The 19,029-nt window shown below is 59.0% G+C and carries 17 protein-coding genes; 7 read left to right on the forward strand and 10 right to left on the reverse strand.

Annotated features, from left to right (window positions below; genetic code table 11):
• Positions 1-228: 228 nt before the first annotated feature.
• Positions 229-621, reverse strand: a complete 393-nt coding sequence (gene rpsI / locus HU749_RS24410) for a 30S ribosomal protein S9 (RefSeq protein WP_003205364.1) — start codon at positions 619-621, stop codon at positions 229-231.
• 14 nt (positions 622-635) lie between these two features.
• Entirely contained in the window at positions 636-1,064 is a 429-nt protein-coding gene (rplM, locus tag HU749_RS24415; protein ID WP_003205365.1) for a 50S ribosomal protein L13, read from the reverse strand.
• A gap of 245 nt (positions 1,065-1,309) precedes the next feature.
• Between rplM and HU749_RS24420 the strand changes: the two genes are divergently transcribed.
• On the forward strand, positions 1,310-2,350 hold the full coding sequence (locus HU749_RS24420) for an NADP(H)-dependent aldo-keto reductase (RefSeq protein ID WP_018604268.1): 1,041 nt from the start codon (positions 1,310-1,312) through the stop codon (positions 2,348-2,350).
• Positions 2,351-2,483: 133 nt separating this feature from the next.
• On the opposite strand, the gene HU749_RS24425 is transcribed toward HU749_RS24420, so the two are convergent.
• Positions 2,484-3,620, reverse strand: coding sequence for an acyl-CoA dehydrogenase family protein (locus HU749_RS24425; RefSeq protein WP_003205367.1), 1,137 nt, complete (start codon positions 3,618-3,620; stop codon positions 2,484-2,486).
• Positions 3,621-3,864: 244 nt separating this feature from the next.
• Between HU749_RS24425 and HU749_RS24430 the strand changes: the two genes are divergently transcribed.
• From HU749_RS24430 to HU749_RS24450, 5 genes are all read left to right on the forward strand, one after another.
• Positions 3,865-4,761 (forward strand): GlxA family transcriptional regulator, encoded by an 897-nt coding sequence (locus tag HU749_RS24430; RefSeq protein ID WP_172436044.1) that lies wholly within the window; start codon positions 3,865-3,867, stop codon positions 4,759-4,761.
• Positions 4,762-4,966: 205 nt separating this feature from the next.
• Positions 4,967-6,913 (forward strand): flavin monoamine oxidase family protein, encoded by a 1,947-nt coding sequence (locus tag HU749_RS24435; RefSeq protein WP_186651832.1) that lies wholly within the window; start codon positions 4,967-4,969, stop codon positions 6,911-6,913.
• 198 nt (positions 6,914-7,111) lie between these two features.
• On the forward strand, positions 7,112-7,999 hold the full coding sequence (locus tag HU749_RS24440) for a nitrilase family protein (protein WP_186651835.1): 888 nt from the start codon (positions 7,112-7,114) through the stop codon (positions 7,997-7,999).
• Positions 8,000-8,014: 15 nt separating this feature from the next.
• Positions 8,015-9,226, forward strand: a complete 1,212-nt coding sequence (locus HU749_RS24445; protein ID WP_186651837.1) for a hypothetical protein — start codon at positions 8,015-8,017, stop codon at positions 9,224-9,226.
• A 74-nt stretch (positions 9,227-9,300) separates the two neighbouring features.
• Complete coding sequence (locus HU749_RS24450) at positions 9,301-10,293, forward strand: asparaginase (protein ID WP_079302579.1); 993 nt, start codon at positions 9,301-9,303, stop codon at positions 10,291-10,293.
• 137 nt (positions 10,294-10,430) lie between these two features.
• Here HU749_RS24450 and zapE read toward each other — a convergent pair whose 3' ends face one another.
• The 3 genes from zapE to HU749_RS24465 form a co-directional block, all read right to left on the reverse strand.
• Complete coding sequence (gene zapE, locus HU749_RS24455) at positions 10,431-11,525, reverse strand: cell division protein ZapE (RefSeq protein WP_041476132.1); 1,095 nt, start codon at positions 11,523-11,525, stop codon at positions 10,431-10,433.
• 102 nt (positions 11,526-11,627) lie between these two features.
• On the reverse strand, positions 11,628-12,983 hold the full coding sequence (locus HU749_RS24460; RefSeq protein WP_079302580.1) for a tryptophan--tRNA ligase: 1,356 nt from the start codon (positions 12,981-12,983) through the stop codon (positions 11,628-11,630).
• Positions 12,984-13,007: 24 nt separating this feature from the next.
• Positions 13,008-13,637, reverse strand: a complete 630-nt coding sequence (locus HU749_RS24465; RefSeq protein WP_079302581.1) for an alpha/beta hydrolase — start codon at positions 13,635-13,637, stop codon at positions 13,008-13,010.
• A 147-nt stretch (positions 13,638-13,784) separates the two neighbouring features.
• Here HU749_RS24465 and HU749_RS24470 point away from each other — a divergent pair, with 147 nt between their 5' ends.
• On the forward strand, positions 13,785-14,219 hold the full coding sequence (locus tag HU749_RS24470) for a Z-ring associated ZapG family protein (protein WP_046063603.1): 435 nt from the start codon (positions 13,785-13,787) through the stop codon (positions 14,217-14,219).
• A 136-nt stretch (positions 14,220-14,355) separates the two neighbouring features.
• Here HU749_RS24470 and HU749_RS24475 read toward each other — a convergent pair whose 3' ends face one another.
• The 4 genes from HU749_RS24475 to doeB all read right to left on the reverse strand — a co-directional run bounded on the left by HU749_RS24475 (position 14,356) and on the right by doeB (position 19,026).
• Entirely contained in the window at positions 14,356-15,741 is a 1,386-nt protein-coding gene (locus tag HU749_RS24475; RefSeq protein ID WP_079302582.1) for an aspartate aminotransferase family protein, read from the reverse strand.
• Positions 15,738-17,225, reverse strand: a complete 1,488-nt coding sequence (locus tag HU749_RS24480) for an NAD-dependent succinate-semialdehyde dehydrogenase (protein WP_079302583.1) — start codon at positions 17,223-17,225, stop codon at positions 15,738-15,740. The genes HU749_RS24475 and HU749_RS24480 overlap by 4 nt, the downstream gene beginning before the upstream one ends.
• 130 nt (positions 17,226-17,355) lie before the next feature.
• Positions 17,356-17,835 carry an Lrp/AsnC family transcriptional regulator gene (locus HU749_RS24485; RefSeq protein ID WP_003205375.1) on the reverse strand — a complete coding sequence of 160 codons (480 nt, stop codon included), beginning with the start codon at positions 17,833-17,835 and terminating at the stop codon, positions 17,356-17,358.
• Positions 17,836-18,024: 189 nt separating this feature from the next.
• Complete coding sequence (gene doeB, locus HU749_RS24490) at positions 18,025-19,026, reverse strand: N(2)-acetyl-L-2,4-diaminobutanoate deacetylase DoeB (protein ID WP_079302584.1); 1,002 nt, start codon at positions 19,024-19,026, stop codon at positions 18,025-18,027.
• Positions 19,027-19,029: the final 3 nt, after the last annotated feature.

The raw sequence follows: 19,029 nt of genomic DNA on the forward strand, positions 1-19,029 counted from the left end.
TGTTAGATCAGGCGTCTACTAAGTAAAAATCTGAACTTATAAAAATTTTGCCGAATGGTAATGAAAAGCCCCAATTCTGACAAGGTAATTACCATGCGGCCAAACCGCCAAGCCTTGTAGTATAGGGGCTCTACGAATGTGGCAAGTTGTCACAGAGCAATTCTTTTGCCCATAAAAAAACGCCCAGCTCCGTGAGGAACTGGGCGCCTTTTGAAAGCGGAAGCGAAATTAACGCTTCGAGTACTGCGGACGCTTACGCGCTTTACGCAGACCGACTTTCTTACGTTCAACTTCGCGAGCATCGCGAGTTACGAAGCCGGCTTTGCGCAGAGCACCACGCAGAGTCTCGTCGTAATCCATCAGGGCGCGAGTGATGCCGTGGCGGATTGCGCCAGCTTGACCACTTACACCACCACCGATAACAGTGACGTAGATGTCGAATTTTTCGACGGTCTCGGTCAGTTCCAGCGGCTGACGAACTACCATGCGGGCAGTTTCGCGGCCGAAGAAGTTATCCAGGGAGCGGTTGTTGATGGAGATGTTACCAGTGCCCGGACGCAGGAAAACGCGTGCGGTTGCAGTCTTGCGACGGCCAGTGCCGTAATTTTGAGTCGCCGACATAATGAACTATTCCGTTAAAACTTCAGTTCTTGGGGCTGCTGAGCAGTATGAGGGTGAGCAGCGCCCGCATAAACCTTCAGCTTACGATACATGTCGCGACCCAGTGGGTTCTTAGGCAGCATGCCTTTAACCGCGGTCTCGATCACGCGCTCAGGGGCTTTGGCGATCAGCTTTTCAAAGTTGATCGACTTGATGCCGCCAGGAAAACCGGAGTGGGAGTAGTACATTTTGTCAGTGGTTTTAGCGCCAGTAACACGTACTTGCTCAGCGTTGATCACGACGATGTAGTCACCGGTGTCAACGTGAGGGGTGTACTCAGGCTTGTGCTTGCCACGCAGACGGCTCGCGATTTCGGTGGCCAGACGACCCAGGGTCTGACCAGCAGCGTCGACGACAAACCAGTCGCGCTTTACTGTTTCCGGTTTAGCAGTAAAAGTTTTCATTCTTTATAGCCTCAGGGGCCGCCCTGTAAATTAGACGGCGGATCTTACTGAATAGTGCGTACTTTGACAAGTCAAAGGCAGCCGGATACAGACGCTTTCGGGGGCTCGGGTCGGCGCGTCCGTTCAACGGCAAGATTCTTCGGCGGCGGCGCATCACTTCCACTGCAGAAAGAGGTGCGCAATTATGCAGATTGCGAAAAATATTTCAACCTGCTTTTATGATTGTTTTGCCCAAGGAGCTCCCGATGGACTATCGCCCGCTAGGCCGTACCGATCTGAACGTGAGTGCCCTGTGCCTCGGAACCATGACCTGGGGTGAGCAGAACAGCGAGGCCGAGGCCTTCGCCCAGATCGAACGCGCCAAGGCTGCCGGCATCAATTTCATCGACACCGCCGAGATGTACCCGGTGCCACCCAAGGCCGAAACCTACGCCACCACCGAGCGCTACATCGGCAATTACTTCAAGAGTCGCGGCGACCGTGCCGACTGGATCCTGGCGAGCAAGATCGCCGGCCCCGGCAATACCATCGACTACATCCGCGACAAGAACCTCAAGCACAACCGCCGCCACATCGTCGAAGCCGTGGACGCCAGCCTCAAGCGCCTGCAGACCGACTGGATCGATCTTTACCAGTTGCATTGGCCGGAGCGCAGCACCAACTTCTTTGGGCAACTGGGCTACCAGCACAAGGCCGACGAAACGTTCACCCCCCTGGAGGAAACCCTCGAAGCCCTTGACGAACAGGTTCGCGCCGGCAAGATCCGCCACATCGGCCTGTCCAACGAAACGCCGTGGGGCACCATGAAATTCCTCGCCCTGGCCGAGGCCCGTGGCTGGCCGCGGGCGGTGTCGATCCAGAACCCGTACAACCTGCTCAACCGCAGCTTCGAGATCGGCCTGTCGGAAATCGCCATTCGCGAGCAATGCGGCTTGTTGGCTTATTCGCCCCTGGCGTTCGGCTTTCTGTCGGGAAAATACGAAAACGGCGCACGGCCAGCCAAGGGCCGCCTGACGCTGTACAGCCGCTTCATGCGCTACTTCAACCCACAATCGGAAGCAGCGTGCAGCCGGTATGTGGCCCTGGCCCGCGAACATGGCCTGGACCCGGCGCAGATGGCCCTGGCGTTCGTCACCCGGCAGCCGTTCGTGACCAGCAACATCATTGGCGCCACCACGCTGGAGCAACTGGACAGCAACATCGCCAGTTTCGAGCTGAAACTGTCGGATGAAGTGCTGGCGGGGATCGAGGCGATTCACAAGGATCAGCCGAACCCGGCGCCTTGATTGATTCATAGCCCCCATCGCGAGCAGGCTCGCTCCCACATTGGATTTATGTCTGACCACTCATTTGTGATCGACATACAACCCCTGTGGGAGCGAGCCTGCTCGCGATAGCGGCCTAACAGTCACTACGACATCAAAGCGACCGCGCAATGATCTCCTTCATGATCTCATTGGTCCCGGCATAGATCCGCTGCACCCGCGCATCCGCCCAAGCCCGGGCAATCGGGTATTCCCACATGAAGCCGTAGCCGCCATGCAACTGCACGCATTCGTCGAGCACCTTGCATTGCAGGTCAGTGCCCCAGTACTTGGCCATCGCCGCCGTCGGCACGTCCAGCTTGCCTTGCAGGTGCAATTCCAGGCAACGGTCGACGAAGACCCGGCCAATCTGGATTTCGGTGGCCATTTCCGCAAGCTTGAAGCGGGTGTTCTGGAAGTCCGCGATGGATTTGCCGAACGCCTTGCGCTCGCGGGTGTAGTCCAGGGTCCATTGCAGCGCCGCTTCGGCCGAAGCCAGGCCGCCGATGGCGACGGTCAGACGCTCCTGGGGCAGCTCCTGCATCAAGTAGGCGAAGCCCATGCCGGCCTGCCCCAACAGGTTCTCCTTCGGCACGCGGACATCCTGGAAGAACAATTCCGACGTGTCCTGGGCCTTCATTCCGACTTTTTCCAGGCGCTTGCCCTTTTCAAAGCCCGGCGTGCCCGCCTCCACCAGGAACAGGCTGGTGCCCTTGGCGCCGGCCTTCGGATCGGTCTTGGCGACCACGATCACCAGGTCTGCCAGGAAACCATTGGTGATGAAGGTCTTCGAGCCGTTGATGACATATTCATCACCGTCCAGCACCGCCGTGGTCTTCACCCCTTGCAGGTCGGAACCAGCGCCCGGCTCGGTCATGGCGATGGCCGTGACCATTTCGCCGGACACCAGTTTCGGCAGGTACTTGTGTTTCAGCGCTTCACTGCCGTAATGCAGGATATACGGCGCAACAATGTCGGAATGCAGCGAGAAGCCGATCCCCGTCAGCCCCAGGCGCCCGATCTCCTCGATCACCACCGTGCTGTAGAGAAAATCTGCGTCCAGCCCCCCATAGGCTTCTGGAAGGTGCGAGCACAACATGCCCGCCTCCCCCGCTTTGTTCCAGAGTTGGCGATCGACATGCCCCTGTTTTTCCCACTGGCTGTGGTACGGCACGGCTTCTTTTTCGAGGAAGGTTCGTACGCTGTCGCGAAACAATTCGTGCTCGGGACTGAACAGTGTTCTTGGGATCATGGCGCACCTTTGGTTATTGTTGGGCGTGGTTATCCGACAGAGCCTAAGCCTGCGGGGTACGACAGGACACTGGACACATCCGACAAAAAATAAGACGATCCAGCCGTCTGTTGACCACTTTCCCCTATAAAAATAAAGATGAATTATGTCTATGCACGCCTCCACGCCCTTGCGGCGCGTCAGCATCCTGGCAGTCGACCGGGTCTTCGCCTCCACCCTCATGCAAGCCAAGGATTTTTTCCACCTGGCCAGCCTGCGCTATGGCAAACAACTGGGCCACGGCCTGACCCCGGCGTTTGAAACCCGGCTGGTCAGCCCCGACGGCAAACCGGTGAACAGCTTCAGCGACGTGATCATGCCGGTGGACGGTGGCCTGGAAAATACCGACGTCATCATCCTGCCGGCCTTCTGGGATGATTTCACCACCCTCTGCCAACGTTATCCCCAGGTCCTGCCCTGGCTGCGCGAACAACACGCGCGCGGCGCAGTACTCTGCGGCGAAGCCACCGGGGTATTCTGGCTGGCCGAGGCCGGGCTGCTCGATGGCAAGGAAGCCACCACCTACTGGCGTTTCTTCAACGCCTTCAAGGAACGCTTCCCCCAGGTATACCTGAACCAGGACAAGCACCTGACCGACGCCGACAACCTGTTCTGCGCTGGCGGCACGACCTCAGCCTGCGACCTCTACATTTACCTCATTGAACGCTTCTGCGGCGCCAACGTGGCCCAGGCCGTGGCGCGGGATATCCTGTATGAAGTGCAACGCAGCTATTCGCCTGGGCGGATCGGCTTCGGCGGACAGAAACTGCACCAGGACGTGATCATCCTGCAGATCCAGCAATGGCTCGAAGAGCACTTCGCCGATAAATTCCGCTTCGAGGACGTTGCCCGGGAACATGGCATGAGCATCCGCAATTTCATGCGCCGCTTCCAGACCGCCACAGGTGACAAACCGCTGCATTACCTGCAACGGCTGCGGATCGAAACCGCCAAGGGCCTGCTCTCCGGCAGCCGCAAGAGCATCAAGACCATCAGCTATGAAGTCGGCTACGACGACGCGAGCTTTTTCGCCCGGCTGTTCCGGCAACATACCGACCTGTCGCCGAACCAGTATCGACAGCAGTTTCAGCAGGCGGCGTAGCCCGAGGGCTTGGCAACGACCCACTGTGGGAGCGAGCCAGTTCGCTCCCACTTTCGAGCATGTGCGGCGCACGGCCAGCCTTTCTTGCATATTCCTACATAAGAAACGGAATGCAGAGCGTCCGAGGGCGGGATTTTGCTCACATACATCACCATATGAGTATCGCAACATCGCTCCCTGAAGAATCTTTCAGGGAAGAGCATTAATGACCATCGGATCAAGTTACAACTATCCCTCCGCCGCCGCCAAGGAGGTCGCCCGAACCAAACGTTCGGCTAAGAACAAGTGGTCGGCTCGCTTTCCTAACCCACCCGATTTGTGCTTCGACTACCGAATGCTGGTCGAGCAAAAAAATGGCATCGCCAAGGCCACTGACCCACGACACAGAATTTGTATCATAGGCGCCGGCATCACCGGATTGACTGCCGCCAGAGAGCTTTATCGTTGCGGATTCACCCACATAACCTTAATGGAGCAATCCAGGCGCATAGGCGGCAGGCACCTGACCGTACCCGGAAGCAAACATTCCACCGCGAGCCATACACCCTTTGAGATGGGTGCGATGCGCATGCCCTTCTTTAACCGGGCGGATGAGCCGCCGACAGAAGGGCGGTCGATGATGGCTTATTACACAAAGGCATTTGACTTATCGACTTCAGATTTCGCCAATCCAGGAAGCCAATGGGTCCACTCGACAGGCATTTTTCTGCGCGAGGGCAGCATTGGCGGTGAACCGACTCCGCAAATGCAAATCTGGAAGAATGAAGACGGCCACACACCGCCTCCCGGCAGGGAACTGCAGCAGGTCTATTCCAAGTGGAAAGCCTTTGCCGACCGCATGACTCGACACGTCGCAGAGGTTTACGCCAGCGAGGGATGGGAAACCATGTGGGCCGCCATTGTTGCAAAGTACGAGAGCGTTTCGTTTCGCGACTTGGTGACTATGCCGGCCTTGCAAACCTGGGATGAGCGCTCATCGGGGGACTTTGGCGGCATGGGAATGTCCCTGGAAGAGTCGGCGATTTTTTATGCGATTGGCATAGGCGATGGCAGCTGGGGGGCCTTCTATGACGTCTGCTCGCTTTATCCCCTGCGTACCGCCATCTTTGGATTCAGCAGTCACCTGCAACTGATTCATGGTCGGGTGGACTCGACGGGTGACCCGCTCGCCTCGCCCTACCTGCATAGCGAAGCGGTTCTTGACTCCAAAGGCCTGATTTTCGACAGTCCCCGCTACATCGGGCTCGCCGCATTGGACGAGTGCCTGCTATTCATGAAAACCGATGAAACTCGAAAGTCTGTCTACGAACACTGCCGCGAAAGAATCGATGGTTTGCTCACGGATTCATCCGTAACAAAACTGGTAAAACTGGCCAACCAAAAGACGCGCGTCCACTACAGCTGGAAATACAGCCAACCCGAACAGACCCAACACCGTTTTGAGGATTTCGACTCCGTCATCATGACGCTACCTTCCTGGCTGATCGAAACTCGGATCGAGCTTGAAAACTTCACGCCGCAAATGCTGCCCTTCGAGACAATCAATGCCTATAAAACAGCCCATTGGGAGACCAGTTGCAAGGTCTTTGCGCCATTGAAAAAATCATTCCTTTCGAAAAACAGCAAAATTCCGCAGGCCATCGTCACCGACAGCTTCATTCACGACGTCTACACCTACCGCTACAACGATAACTACAGTTATGACTGCATTCTCCTGAGCTACACGTGGGAAGACGACGCAACCAAGCTCGCCTCCTTCACCGACAAGGAGCTGGTAACCAAGTGCGCCAAAGAGCTGGATCGAATACTCATGAAATGCACCAATGTCCGCGAGAGAATCTCTCCCTACATCGGGCTCGATCGAGCCGTGGTCCAACGGTGGATGACCGATAAAAATGCGTTGGGTTGTGCAAAGCTATACCGACCTGGCACCTACTACGATGCCGTGGGCCTGATGAAGTACAACAGGGATTTCGGACATCATTCAGGCCTGTACTTTTCTGGCGAGTCATTTTCAGTGGATGCGGGCTGGACAGAGCCTTGCTTTCGAGGCGCCGTCGACGCAGTCATTCATATCTGCAACAAAACCGCCGCGATATTCAATGGTGGTTTTTCCATGAGCGACTATCCGCACTACAGAACCGCACCCTGACGCCACTCTGCCCTTGGAGCCATGCACGACGAGCACTGGCTCCGCCTTCATTTCCTCCTGCCAAGGGCTCCTCACATTCATCTTGGGAGATGCCCTACAGCCTAAAAGGAAACGGCTGACTTACGCTCCGCGCCCGTTTCACCTCTTATGAACACGCCATTAAACAGCGTGAATAACAATAAAAAGAGGTTTACGAAAATGAACGAGCCAACCAGCCCTGTTCGTGTAGCGGTTGTGCAATTCGCCCCCCAGGTCGGTATAAAAAATCGCGAAGAGAATCTGCACCGAAGCCTTGCGCTGGCCCAGGATGCGGTAAACGGTGGAGCGAACCTCATCGTTCTGCCCGAGCTATCAAACACCGGCTATTTCTTCAGCAACCGGCAGGATGCGTTCGAACACTCAGAATCAATCCCCGGCGGGCAGAGTGTGCAGGCCTGGATGGACTTCGCCCGTCAACACAAGGTTTACCTGGTGGCCGGCTTGACGGAACGCGAGGGCATGCGCCTCTTCAACACTGGCGTTCTGGTAGGGCCTGACGGTTTTATCGGCAAGTATCGAAAAGCACACTTATGGAACCTGGAAAAACTCTGGTTCACGCCAGGCGATCTGGGTTTTCCAGTATTCGAAACGCCAATAGGCCGCATTGGGTTGTTGATCTGCTGGGACATCTGGTTCCCGGAAGTACCGAGAATTCTCAGCCAGCAAGGCGCGGACATCATTTGCAGCCTGAACAATTGGGTCTGGACACCACCGCCTCTATTCGATGACGCCGGCAAATGCATGGCGTCGTACCTGACGATGACAGCCGCGCACGTGAACAACGTATTTATCGCAGCGGCAAGCCGCATAGGGGAAGAGAGAGGTGCTCGTTATCTGGGCTGTTCGTTGATCGCAGGCACCAACGGCTGGCCGATCAGCGCGGTAGCCTCCGCTGACCAACAAGAAGTTCTTTTTGCCGATATTGACCTGACCAGTTCCCGTAGCGCTGCCATCTGGAACAATTTGAATGACCTGCACCGAGATCGTCGAGCCGATCTTTACGATCAAATGCTCGGTTATACCCAGCACCCTTGTCTGCCGCGCTGATAAGGGAGCGAATCAATGGAAACTACAAGCGAAAAGCTCGACCAACGCCAGCATACCGCCAGATCACCGCTGGATATCGCCATCATCCTGTTAATGCTCGGCGCGATAGCGCTGGTGATCTGGCTTTCGTTCACGAACCGCGCCTCCTGGCCCGCCCACTGGCCAGACTACAGCCACATGGTATCCAACCTGCCGCAGCCAAGTGCTTGGTTACGCTGGGTGTTGGGGGATATCAGCGAGGTCGCGTTCTACAAACATGAGTTTGCCTCTATCGGACTGCTCGCCGGAGCATATCTCGCGTACCGGGCCAATCGGACAGGAAAAGCCTGGCAAGGCTTTTCCATCTGCTATGGCAGCGGCCTGTGGCCCTGGCTCGTCACCAGTTCGTTGCTTGGGCTCTTGCTGAGTAACCTTCTGTGGGGTTGGACCGTGACAGCCACAGCTTGGCAGCCCACGTTTGCAGCTTTCGTTTCATTACCCGCGGCGATGGTGCTGATGTTTGGCGGCGGCTGGAAGGTAGCGGTCAATGGCGCAATCATGGGTGCCTTGCTGGTCACCCCTGCGTGTTTGTTGATCGTCAACTACGTCTGCAATCCACTGGGATTGCCGGTCGTTATCGGCAATGTCTCCGGAATGGCGGTGGCCAGCGTCATTGCGTTTCTGCTGTGTCGCCACTTGCCGAGCCTGATGCAGTCGCAAGCGAGCGGAAAAGCATCCGAACCGCAATCGCTGCCCACTACAGCCAAGGCGCCAGACTACGGTGTCGTCTGGAGTTTGCGCCGGGTCTTGGCAGACTTTTCCGAAGCGCCGTTCTTCGGTAATGAATGGGCCAGCCTCGGACTGATACTGGGCGCGTTGCTGGCTTACACCTTAAGCCCGATGAGCCCGGTCTACGGCTCGGGCTTGCTGCCCCAATTGATCGGCGCACAAGCACTGACCTCGGCACTGGGCGTGATGATCTGGCGTCGCCAGTGGATGCTGCGCGGATGGTATCCCACCTACATTCCGTTGGTATCTGTCGTACCTGCGGCGATTTTGACCTACGGCGGCAGTTGGCTGGTGATTGGGTCAAGTGCTTTGCTGGGTGCATTGATTGCGCCGCCGCTGGCGTGCGCAATTGCCAAACGGTTACCCGCCGACATGCACGCTTTCATCGCCAATGTCCTGTCCATGGCTATCAGTACCCTTCTTATCATTCCGTTTATCGGATTTCTGATAACCCACTGACCCCATCATCCTATGGCTGTATTGCGACCTTGAGGCGGGTACAGCCATTTCTCATTACAAAAGTGAGGTATTACATGGACCTACCCAAGCTGGCCATCGCGTCACTCGGCGGTACCGTGAGCATGCAGGCCCGGGCCGCCGGAGAAGGAATAGTCCCGACCATCAGTGGCGCAACCCTGCTGGCTTCGGTACCGGAGTTGACGACGCAGGCACATGTCACCGTCGAAACACTGGGAATGTTGCCGAGCGCATCATTGGATTTCGAGTTTTTATTGAGCGTTCTCTGCTGGGCGAATTATCAAATCGAGCAAGGTGCCGTGGGGATTGTCATCACTCAAGGCACGGATACGCTGGAAGAAACTGCGACATTTTTCGATCTGCTATGGGACCACGACGAACCATTGGTCCTGACCGGCGCAATGCGCTCGGCAACCCAGGCAGGCGCCGACGGGCCGGGAAATCTTTTGGATGCCTGCCGGGTTGGCTTGGCCAAGAGCAGCCGGCAGCGTGGTGTTCAAGTGGTCATGAATGGGCAGATTCATTCGGCGCAGGCTGTTCGCAAAACCGATTCGATGGCATTACAGGCTTTTTCTTCACCCATCGTGGGCCCGACCGGTCTGTTATTGGAAGGCAGCGTTCACTACCTGCGTCCCACACTGCAACGCAACGTCTTGCCGTTGCCGAAGCAAACGACACAAAAAGTTGCCTTGCTACAAGCATCCCTGTCGGCCGACACCCTGTTGTTGAAAAACATTCTCACGCTGGGCTACGACGGGTTAGTCATCGCCGGTTTCGGTGCAGGACATCTTTCTGAAACCTGGACTGCGTCGGTTGATGCCATTGCCAAAAAAATCCCGGTCATTATTGCAACTCGCTGCGGCTCAGGATCCACGGCTCGTTCGACTTACGGATTCAAGGGGGGCGAGATGGATTTGATTCGCAGAGGCGCATCGATGGCCGGCTTTGTCTGCCCACGCAAAGCCAGGATTCTCTTGTGGCTACTGATTGGTTGCCAGCGACAGGACGATTTGGCTCGTTATCTGAAAGAGGACATCCGGTTTCAGTAGCCTTGAGACTTACCCGAATCGTTGTGGCGAGAGGGGCTGCTACCTAACCCAGCGGGAGCCAGGCCCCCGCCACAGGTTCTTTACGTCCCTTGATTGAACAGCATTGCTGCAATTGCTGGGCCTTTATTTGGTATCCCCTACGGCTTATGCGCACGCGCCAGGAATTCGTGGGACTGCATTTCCAGCAAACGACTCAAGGTCCGTTGGAATTCGAAGGTCAAGCGACCGCCGGTGTAGAGGTCCTTGAGTTCGACTTCGGCCGAGATGATCAGCTTCACGTTACGGTCATAGAACTCGTCGACCATGTTGATGAAGCGACGGGCGATGTCGTCGGTGGTGACGCTCATCTGCTCGACGTTGCTCAGCAGCACGGCGTGGAAGATCTTGCCCAGTTCGATGTAGTCGTTCTGGCTGCGTGGGCCGTCGCACAGTTCGCGGAAGTCGAACCAGGCCACGTCATCGCACGTACGCACGGCGCGGATTTCGCGATTTTCGATGACCAATACATCATTTTCCACGGCCTGGGTGCATTCCGGCGTCAGGGCGCGAAAGCTCTTGCGCAGGCTCTCTTGGGCAGCGGCATCCAGTGGAAAGTGGAACAGCTCCGCTTGTTCGAGGTGACGCAGGCGGTAGTCGACGCCGCTGTCGACGTTGACGATTTCAGTGTGCTCTTTGATCAGCGCGATGGCCGGCAGGAAACGCGCCCGCTGCAGGCCGTCCTTGTACAGGCCGTCCGGCACGATGTTCGAGGTCGCGACCAGGGTCACGCCGTTCTTGAACAGCTCTTCCATCAAGGTGCCGAGGATCATGGCGTCGGTGATGTCGGAAACGAAGAACTCATCGAAGCAGATCACCCGGGTCTCGTCGGAGAACCGCTTGGCGATGATGGTCAGCGGGTTCTTCTCGCCGCCCAGGGTCTTCATTTCCTCGTGCACGCGCTTCATGAAGCGGTGGAAGTGCGTCCGTGTCTTCTCCTTGAATGGCAACGCTTCGAAGAAGGTGTCCACCAGGTAGGTCTTGCCACGGCCCACGCCGCCCCAGAAATACAGGCCCTTGACCGGAGCCTGGTCTTTTTTGCCGAACAGTTTGCCCAACAGGCCGGGCTTGTTGTTCGCCGCCGCGACCAGGTCGTCGTACAGGCGCTGCAAATGCCGCACCGCCGTTTCCTGGGCTGCGTCGTGGAAGAACTCCGGGCGTTTCAGATCAGCTTGATATCGTTCTAGGGGCGTCATATTCGTTAGCAAGGCAACAAAAACGGGCCGTCACTGTAGCGACGGCCCAGAGGAATGGCAATCGGCCCTTATTCGGGCCGATGGTCGGGTGACGTGCCGGGATCAGTCCTGGGCAGGGGTCAAGGCAACGCGCAACGCATCGACGGCGGCATCCCGCGCGGCGCTGTCGGCGAAAGCCGGGCTGTTCGCCACGCACTCGCCGTCGAGCCAAACGCTGAACCCCAGGTCGTCGCTTCGTACATCCAGCGGCTGGCCGGCTTGCAATTGCTTGGTAACCTGGCCGGCAGCCTTGCCATCGGCAAAGTTGCGCGACAGCAACAATTGCTCGCCGTCGGCGGACAGCAGTCGGAAGCGGAAACTGCCGTCGTCTTCGCGGAAGCTGACAAAGCGTGCAGCCTTGGCGGCTTTCTTCTTGGTGCTGGCGGCCACCTGGACCTGGCTGACAAACGAACGCAGGCCAACAGCCTCGCGCAGTTCGTTGAGGAACGGCGTTGCCACGGCCCGGGCTTTTTTCGCGCCCAGTTGCAGGATGTCTTCAAGGTCCGACGGACGCTCGATGAACTGGTGATAACGCTCACGCGCTTCACCCAGGTCGCTGTCGAGCAACTGGAACAGACGGTTCTTGGCTTCGCCCCAACCCAGGCCTTGCAGCAGTTCGCTGCGGAACTCCGCGGACTGTTCGGCAGTGGCGAAGGCCTGGAACAGGGTGAACAGGTGCGAATTGTCCGGATCCTTGGCTTCGCCCGGGGCACGGGAGTCGGTGACGATTCGCGAAATCGCGTCCTTCATGTCCTTGGCGCTGCTGAACAACGGGATGGTGTTGTCGTAGCTCTTGGACATCTTGCGGCCATCGAGGCCCGGCAGCGTGGCGACGCTTTCCTCGATCAGCGCCTCGGGCATGGTGAAGAACTCCTTGCCCTGGCCGAACAGATGGTTGAAGCGCTGGCCGATGTCGCGGGCCATTTCCACGTGCTGGATCTGGTCGCGACCGACCGGCACCTTGTGGGCGTTGAACATCAGGATGTCGGCGGCCATCAACACCGGGTAGCTGTACAGTCCCATGGTGATGCCGGCGTCCGGGTCTTCACCGGCCTCGACGTTCTTGTCCACCGACGCCTTGTAGGCGTGGGCACGGTTGAGCAGGCCCTTGGCGGCGACGCAGGTCAGCAGCCAGGTCAGCTCCGGGATCTCGGGAATATCGGACTGGCGATAGAACGTCACGCGGTCCACATCCAGGCCGCCGGCCAGCCACGTGGCGGCGATTTCCAGGCGCGAACGCTGGATACGCAGCGGGTCATCGCACTTGATCAGAGCGTGGTAGTCGGCCAGGAAGTAGAACGAATCGGCGTTGCTGTCGCGGCTGGCGAGGATCGCCGGACGGATGGCGCCGGCATAGTTGCCCAGGTGCGGGGTGCCGGTGGTGGTGATGCCGGTCAGGATACGGGTACGCGTCGTCATGGGTTATCGCTTGTCAGACTGCTGTCAATTCGAGAGGCGCGGCAGGATCAGATCCTTGAGATCGGTCAGCTTGCCATGAAAAAAGTGTCCGCATTCTGCCACTTTCAGCAGCTCATGGGGGCGTTGGAGCGTGTCGGACCATTCGTAAACCAGTTGCGGATCGACCACTTCGTCGGTTTCCGGCTGGATCACGGTCAACTCGCCGCTCATCGGCAAGGGCGACTGCTCGTCCAGGCGCATCACCGCCGGGGCCACCATGAACAGGTGCTTGACCGGCTGGCCCTGTGCTTCCAGGCGCCCGCCCAGGCTGGCGGCGACAAAACCCCCGAAGGAAAAACCGAACAGGGTCAGGGGCAATTGCGGGTATTTTTCCCGCAGCCATTGGGCGACAGCCTGGGAGTCATCCACTTCGCCGGTGCCCATGTCATGAGTACCGGCGCTGGCACCCACGCCACGATAATTGAAACGCAACGTAACAAGGCCAGCATCACGGGCAGTGCGTTGCAGGGTCGAGACCACTTTGTTGAGCATGGTGCCGCCCTGCACCGGGTTCGGGTGGCAGATCAGCGCCAGGCCACGGGGAGCCTCGCTGTCCAGGTACAAGGCTTCCAGTTGGCCCACCGGGCCATCGATGACTACAGGGGTTTCGCGCATAAGCAAGGGAAAGAACTCCGTGACCTCGAATTGGGTCGACTCGTCTAGCTAAAGTCTGTGCCTGGCATGATTGCGATGTTCTTCGCGGTATACAGCGCAGGTCCGAGCCGTTAACGTAAAGCAAAGCCGTTTATAGAGGAAGGACTCGTGGAACACTCGCTCTTAGTTTGGTTGTTGCCGACTCTTGCCCTGGTTGCCGGTGTCGCCATTGGATTCCTGCTTGCCCGACTGCTGCCCAACGCGGTGCCCAACAGCACGCAACGTCAGCTGGACGACATTCAGGAACGTTTCGACAGTTATCAGAATGAAGTGGTCACCCATTTCAACAGCACCGCGTCCCTGGTGAAAAAACTCACCCAGAGCTACCAGGAAGTCCAGGATCATTTGTCCGAGGGCGCCAATCGCCTGGCCCTGGACGAGCAGACTCGCCAACGCCTGCTGGCTGCCCTGCACGCCGATTCGGCGCAGGCTCCACGGGAACGCCTGACCCCGCCAAAGGATCAGGAACCGCCCCGGGACTACGCCCCCAAGGCCCCGAATTCGCCCGGCATGCTCGATGAGCATTACGGTTTGAAGAAGTAATCTCCAGGCCACACCCAAAAAGCCCGCCCGATCACATGATCGGGCGGGCTTTTTTATTGCCTCAAATTCCACTCACTTCAATGTCTGATCCATTGTGGCGAGGGAGATTGGTGTCCTGAAGAATTATTTACTCAGTTCAAGCCAACACCTCGCCCGCCACCTGATCGATAGCCCCTTTGGTGATGTCGACGATCAGGTCCGCATCCTCGCGGGTCAGGATCAATGGTGGGGCGAAGCCCAGGATGTCGCCGTGTGGCATGGCGCGGGCGATCATGCCGCGTTCCAGGCAGGCGGCCGAGACCTTCGGGCCGACTTTGAGTGCCGGATCGAACGCCGTGCGCTGTTCACGGTCGGCCATGAATTCCACCGCCGCCAACATGCCGTCACCACGCACCTCGCCCACCAACGGATGACCTTCAAGGGTTTCACGCAGGCGACGATTCAGGTAGCCACCCACATCCTCGGCGTTGGCCGTGAGGTTTTCCCGTTCAAGAATGTCGAGGTTCGCCAGTGCCGCCGCCGCGCAAATCGGGTGTCCGGAATAGGTCCAGCCATGGCCCATGGCGCCTTCGGCCTGGGAGGCTTTTTCAATCACGCTCCAGACCTTTTCCCCGATGATCACTGCCGACAAAGGTGCATAGGCACTGGTCAGGCCTTTGGCGGTGGTGATCAGGTCCGGCTTCATACCGTAACGCTGGCTGCCCATCTTCGAACCCAGGCGGCCGAACGCGCAGACCACTTCATCGGCAATCAGCAGCACGTCGTATTTTTTCAGCACGGCCTGGATCGCATCCCAATAACCGGCGGGAGGAACGATGATGCCCCCGGTGCCCATCAACGGCTCGCCAATGAACGCCGCCACGGTGTCCGGGCCTTCGGCGAGGATCATTTTTTCCAGCTCGTCGGCGCAATAGCGCACGAAGGCTGCTTCGTCCATGCCTGTCGGAGCCTTGCGATACCAGTGTGGGCACACGGTGTGCTTGACCCCTTCCACCGGCAGGTCGAAATGTTGGTGGAAGGTCGCCAGCCCCGTGAGGCTACCGGTCATGATGCCCGAGCCATGGTAGCCACGGTCCCGTGAAATGATTTTCTTTTTCAGCGGCCGGCCCAGTACGTTGTTGTAGTAGCGCACCAGCTTGACCTGGGTTTCGTTGGCATCGGAGCCGGACAAACCGTAATAGACCTTCTTCATCCCTTCCGGCGCCCAGTCCATGATGCGGCTGGACAGCTCGATGATCGCCTCGCTCGAATGACCGACGTAGGTGTGGTAGTAGGCCAGTTCCTTGGCCTGTTTATAGATGGCGTCGGCCACCTCGGTGCGCCCATAACCGATGTTCACGCAGTAGAGGCCGGCAAAGGCATCGATGAACTCACGGCCTTCATGGTCGCGAATGCGAATGCCTGACGCACTCTTGATGATCCGGCCCTTGAGCGCGCCACTGGCGTGGTCGTGGGCGTGGGTCGAGGGGTGCATGAAATGCGCACGGTCTTGTTCGAACAGCGTGTTGAATTCCTGGCTCATGCGGACTCTCCTGGGAACTGGCCTTGATGATGCAGGCAAAAATATTTGGTTTCGACAAAGGGCTCGAAGCCCTCGCTGCCACCCTCGCGACCGAGGCCCGAGGCTTTCATGCCACCGAAGGGAATCGGGTGGCCGGTGAACTTGACGCCGTTGACCGCGACCATGGCGTGGTCGAGACGGCGGATCAGCGGATAAATGAGGTCCAGGCGGTTGGAACAAATATAGGCCGCCAGCCCATATTCAGTGTCGTTGGCCATTTCGATGGCTTCGTCCAGGGTGTCGAACGGCATCACCCCGGCAATGGGCGCGAAGTTTTCTTCACGGTAGATGCGCATCTGCGGTGTGACGTCGGCCAGCACCGTGGGCTGATAAAACAACCCGCCCAAGGCATGGGCCTCACCGCCCACCAGGCGTTGAGCGCCAAGGGCCAGCGCATCGGCGACGCGGTCAGCGGTTGCATCGAACGCCGCCTGATGCATCAACGGCCCGACCTCCACGTCCTGTTCCTGCTGATCGACCATGGCCGGCCCGACGCGCAAGGCGCGCACCGCGGCGGCGAAACGACTGAGGAACGCCTGGTAAACAGGGCGCTGCACCATGATCCGGTTGGCCGCGCAGCAATCCTGGCCTGAGGTCTGGAATTTCGCCTCCACGGCGACTTTCACCGCCAAGGCCAGGTCGGCATCGGCGCAGACAATGAACGGCGCGTTGCCGCCCAATTCCAGCGCGACTTTCTTCACGTCATGGGCCGCCGCTTGCAGCACCAATTTGCCGACCCGGGTCGAGCCGGTGAAGCTCACCGAGCGTACGCGACGATCCTTGACCAGGGTTTCCATGGCCATTTGCGGCTCGCCCAATACCACGTTGAACACCCCGGCAGGAAAGCCTGCCTCCTCGGCCAGTTGCGCCAGGGCCAAGGCCGAGTAAGGCGTTTCGTGGGCCGGTTTGATCACCACGGTGCAACCGGCGGCCAGGGCAGCGGCGGCCTTGCGGGTGATCATCGCCGAAGGAAAATTCCATGGCGTGAGCAGCGCACAGACGCCCACCGGCTCCTTGAGCGTGCCCAGGTGCGCATTCGGGATATGGCTGGGGATGTTCTGGCCATACAGGCGCCGGGCCTCTTCGGCGAACCATGGGATGAAGCTGGCGGCATAGGCGATTTCGCCACGGGACTCGGCCAACGGCTTGCCCTGTTCCAGACTGAGAATGCGCGCGAGGTCCTCGCTGTGTTCGGTAATCAACGCCGCCCAGCGCCGCAGGATCGCGCCGCGAGTCTCCAGGCTCTGCTCGCGCCACGCCGGGAAGGCGCGATGCGCAGCGTCCACCGCCGCGACGATCTGAGGTTGGTCGAGCATCGGCACATGGCCGATGACGGTGCGGTTGGCAGGGTTGTGCACGGCCACACTGTGGCCGCTGTCGCTGTGGACCCAATGGCCGTCGATGTAGCAAAGCGCTTTGAACAGCAGCGGATGTTGGTAAGACATGACGTTCACTCCAGAGCGTGTGCGTGAATCCATGCTAGGGCAGCGGCGCGTGGGGAATTGGGGGTTTACGGTGGGTCAAACCCTGGTTTTTTTCTGAATCGAGGGCGGCAAACCGGGTTTTCTGCGGTGCTCAGGACGGCTCGGCCAGCTCCGCCGGCAAGGCACCGGCAGTCTTGATGGTCTTGGTAACGATGTAGGTGAAGTAGCGTTCGATGCCGAGGTCTTCGAGCAGCAGTTGGTCGACGAAACGCTGATAGGCATCAACGTCCGGCGCCTGGATCATCGCCAGGTAATCCACACCGCCGCCCGTGGCGTAACAGAACGCCACTTCTGGCGCGGCGATCATGCGTTGCTCGAAACGGCGCATGTCCTGGGCGGTGTGCCGGGCCAGGGTGATTTCCACCAGCACCTGCTGACGCTTGAACACCGCCCCCCAATCGATCTGCGCCCGGTAGCCGATGATCAGGCCTGCTGCTTCGAGCTTGCGCACCCGCTCCCAGGCCGGGGTCACCGACAGGTTGATGGCCTCGGCCAGGCTCGACTTGGTGATCCGCCCATCCTCGGCGAGGATTTGCAGGATCTTGAGATCGTAGCGATCGAGCTTGTGCATGGGCCGGGGCTCTCCAGGCAATTCAGATATCACACCGCTTCCTGTGGCGAGGGAGCTTGCTCCCGCTGGGCCGCGCAACGGCCCCAATCTCGGTTCCGTATTGGCGCAAGCCAAAAGCGACGACTGCTTCGCAGCCGAGCGGGAGCAAGCTCCCTCGCCACAGGGTGGTGTGTCAGTTGAGGGGCGGTATCAAGCCAACACATCCGCAATCACCGCCAAGGTATCGCCACACTGCACCAACCCGGGAAAGTGCCGGGCCGCCAGCAGGCCGCTGCGTGCGGCGCGGTATTCGACCGGGGCGACGCCGCTGCGAGTGGCGTCGTAGATGCGCGCCACCACTTCGCCCCGGGTCACGTGTTCCCCCAGGTCGCGGCACATTTCCAGCAAGCCGTCGTGTTCGCTGGCGATGAAACAACTGGCGTCCGGCATGTCGAGCACCAGCGAGGGCTGCAACTCGATCGTGCCCCGCAGGATGCCGGCGTGGATCAACAGGTTGCGCACCCCACGCTCGGCAATCGCCACGCTGCGGGCGGTCGACGAACCGCCGCCGCCCAGTTCGGTGGTGACGAATACCTTGCCTTGGGATTCGGCCGCCGTGTCGTACATCGCCCCGGCGTCCAGCTCCAGCATGCGCATGCAATACGGCGCGTTGAACGCCAGCATCCCGGCCTCGCAGCGCGCTTGCTGCTGTTTGTCCGGCAATACATGGCAGGCGGCAAACGGCAGGAAATCCAGGGTCCGCCCACCGGAATGAATGTCCAGGACAATGTCAGCCAAGGGCAGCAGCGTGCGATTGAAATAGTCGGCGATTTTCTCGGTAACGGTGCCGTCCGGCCTGCCGGGAAAACTGCGGTTCAGGTTGCCCTTGTCGATGGGCGAAGTCCGGCGTCCGGCGTGGAAGGCCGGGGTGTTCATGAACGGCACGATGATCACCCGCCCGCTCACGTCTTCAGCCGTCAGTTGCTGCGCCAGTTTGCTCAGGGCTACCGGGCCTTCGTATTCATCGCCGTGATTGCCACCGCTGAGCAGCGCCGTCGGACCGCTGCCGCGCTGGATGACCGTGATGGGAATCATCACCGCGCCCCAGGCCGAATCGTCCCGCGAATACGGCAGTTTGAGAAAGCCGTGCTGCACGCCCTCACGGGTGAAGTCGACCGTGGCGCTGATGGGATTGTTGGGCACGTCAGGCATGGG

This window comes from Pseudomonas ogarae, from assembly GCF_014268695.2.
Taxonomy (GTDB): domain Bacteria; phylum Pseudomonadota; class Gammaproteobacteria; order Pseudomonadales; family Pseudomonadaceae; genus Aquipseudomonas; species Aquipseudomonas kilonensis.

Excerpts from the sequence above, each read along its gene's own strand:
- doeB (WP_079302584.1), bottom strand. The coding sequence starts at position 19,026 with ATGCCTGACGTGCCCAACAATCCCATCAGCGCCACGGTCGACTTCACC.
- zapE (WP_041476132.1), bottom strand. The coding sequence starts at position 11,525 with ATGACGCCCCTAGAACGATATCAAGCTGATCTGAAACGCCCGGAGTTC.
- HU749_RS24475 (WP_079302582.1), bottom strand. The coding sequence starts at position 15,741 with ATGAGCCAGGAATTCAACACGCTGTTCGAACAAGACCGTGCGCATTTC.
- HU749_RS24450 (WP_079302579.1), top strand. The coding sequence starts at position 9,301 with ATGGACCTACCCAAGCTGGCCATCGCGTCACTCGGCGGTACCGTGAGC.
- HU749_RS24420 (WP_018604268.1), top strand. The coding sequence starts at position 1,310 with ATGGACTATCGCCCGCTAGGCCGTACCGATCTGAACGTGAGTGCCCTG.
- HU749_RS24485 (WP_003205375.1), bottom strand. The coding sequence starts at position 17,835 with ATGCACAAGCTCGATCGCTACGATCTCAAGATCCTGCAAATCCTCGCC.
- HU749_RS24480 (WP_079302583.1), bottom strand. The coding sequence starts at position 17,225 with ATGTCTTACCAACATCCGCTGCTGTTCAAAGCGCTTTGCTACATCGAC.
- HU749_RS24435 (WP_186651832.1), top strand. The coding sequence starts at position 4,967 with ATGACCATCGGATCAAGTTACAACTATCCCTCCGCCGCCGCCAAGGAG.
- rpsI (WP_003205364.1), bottom strand. The coding sequence starts at position 621 with ATGTCGGCGACTCAAAATTACGGCACTGGCCGTCGCAAGACTGCAACC.
- HU749_RS24465 (WP_079302581.1), bottom strand. The coding sequence starts at position 13,637 with ATGCGCGAAACCCCTGTAGTCATCGATGGCCCGGTGGGCCAACTGGAA.
- HU749_RS24440 (WP_186651835.1), top strand. The coding sequence starts at position 7,112 with ATGAACGAGCCAACCAGCCCTGTTCGTGTAGCGGTTGTGCAATTCGCC.
- HU749_RS24460 (WP_079302580.1), bottom strand. The coding sequence starts at position 12,983 with ATGACGACGCGTACCCGTATCCTGACCGGCATCACCACCACCGGCACC.
- HU749_RS24445 (WP_186651837.1), top strand. The coding sequence starts at position 8,015 with ATGGAAACTACAAGCGAAAAGCTCGACCAACGCCAGCATACCGCCAGA.
- rplM (WP_003205365.1), bottom strand. The coding sequence starts at position 1,064 with ATGAAAACTTTTACTGCTAAACCGGAAACAGTAAAGCGCGACTGGTTT.
- HU749_RS24425 (WP_003205367.1), bottom strand. The coding sequence starts at position 3,620 with ATGATCCCAAGAACACTGTTCAGTCCCGAGCACGAATTGTTTCGCGAC.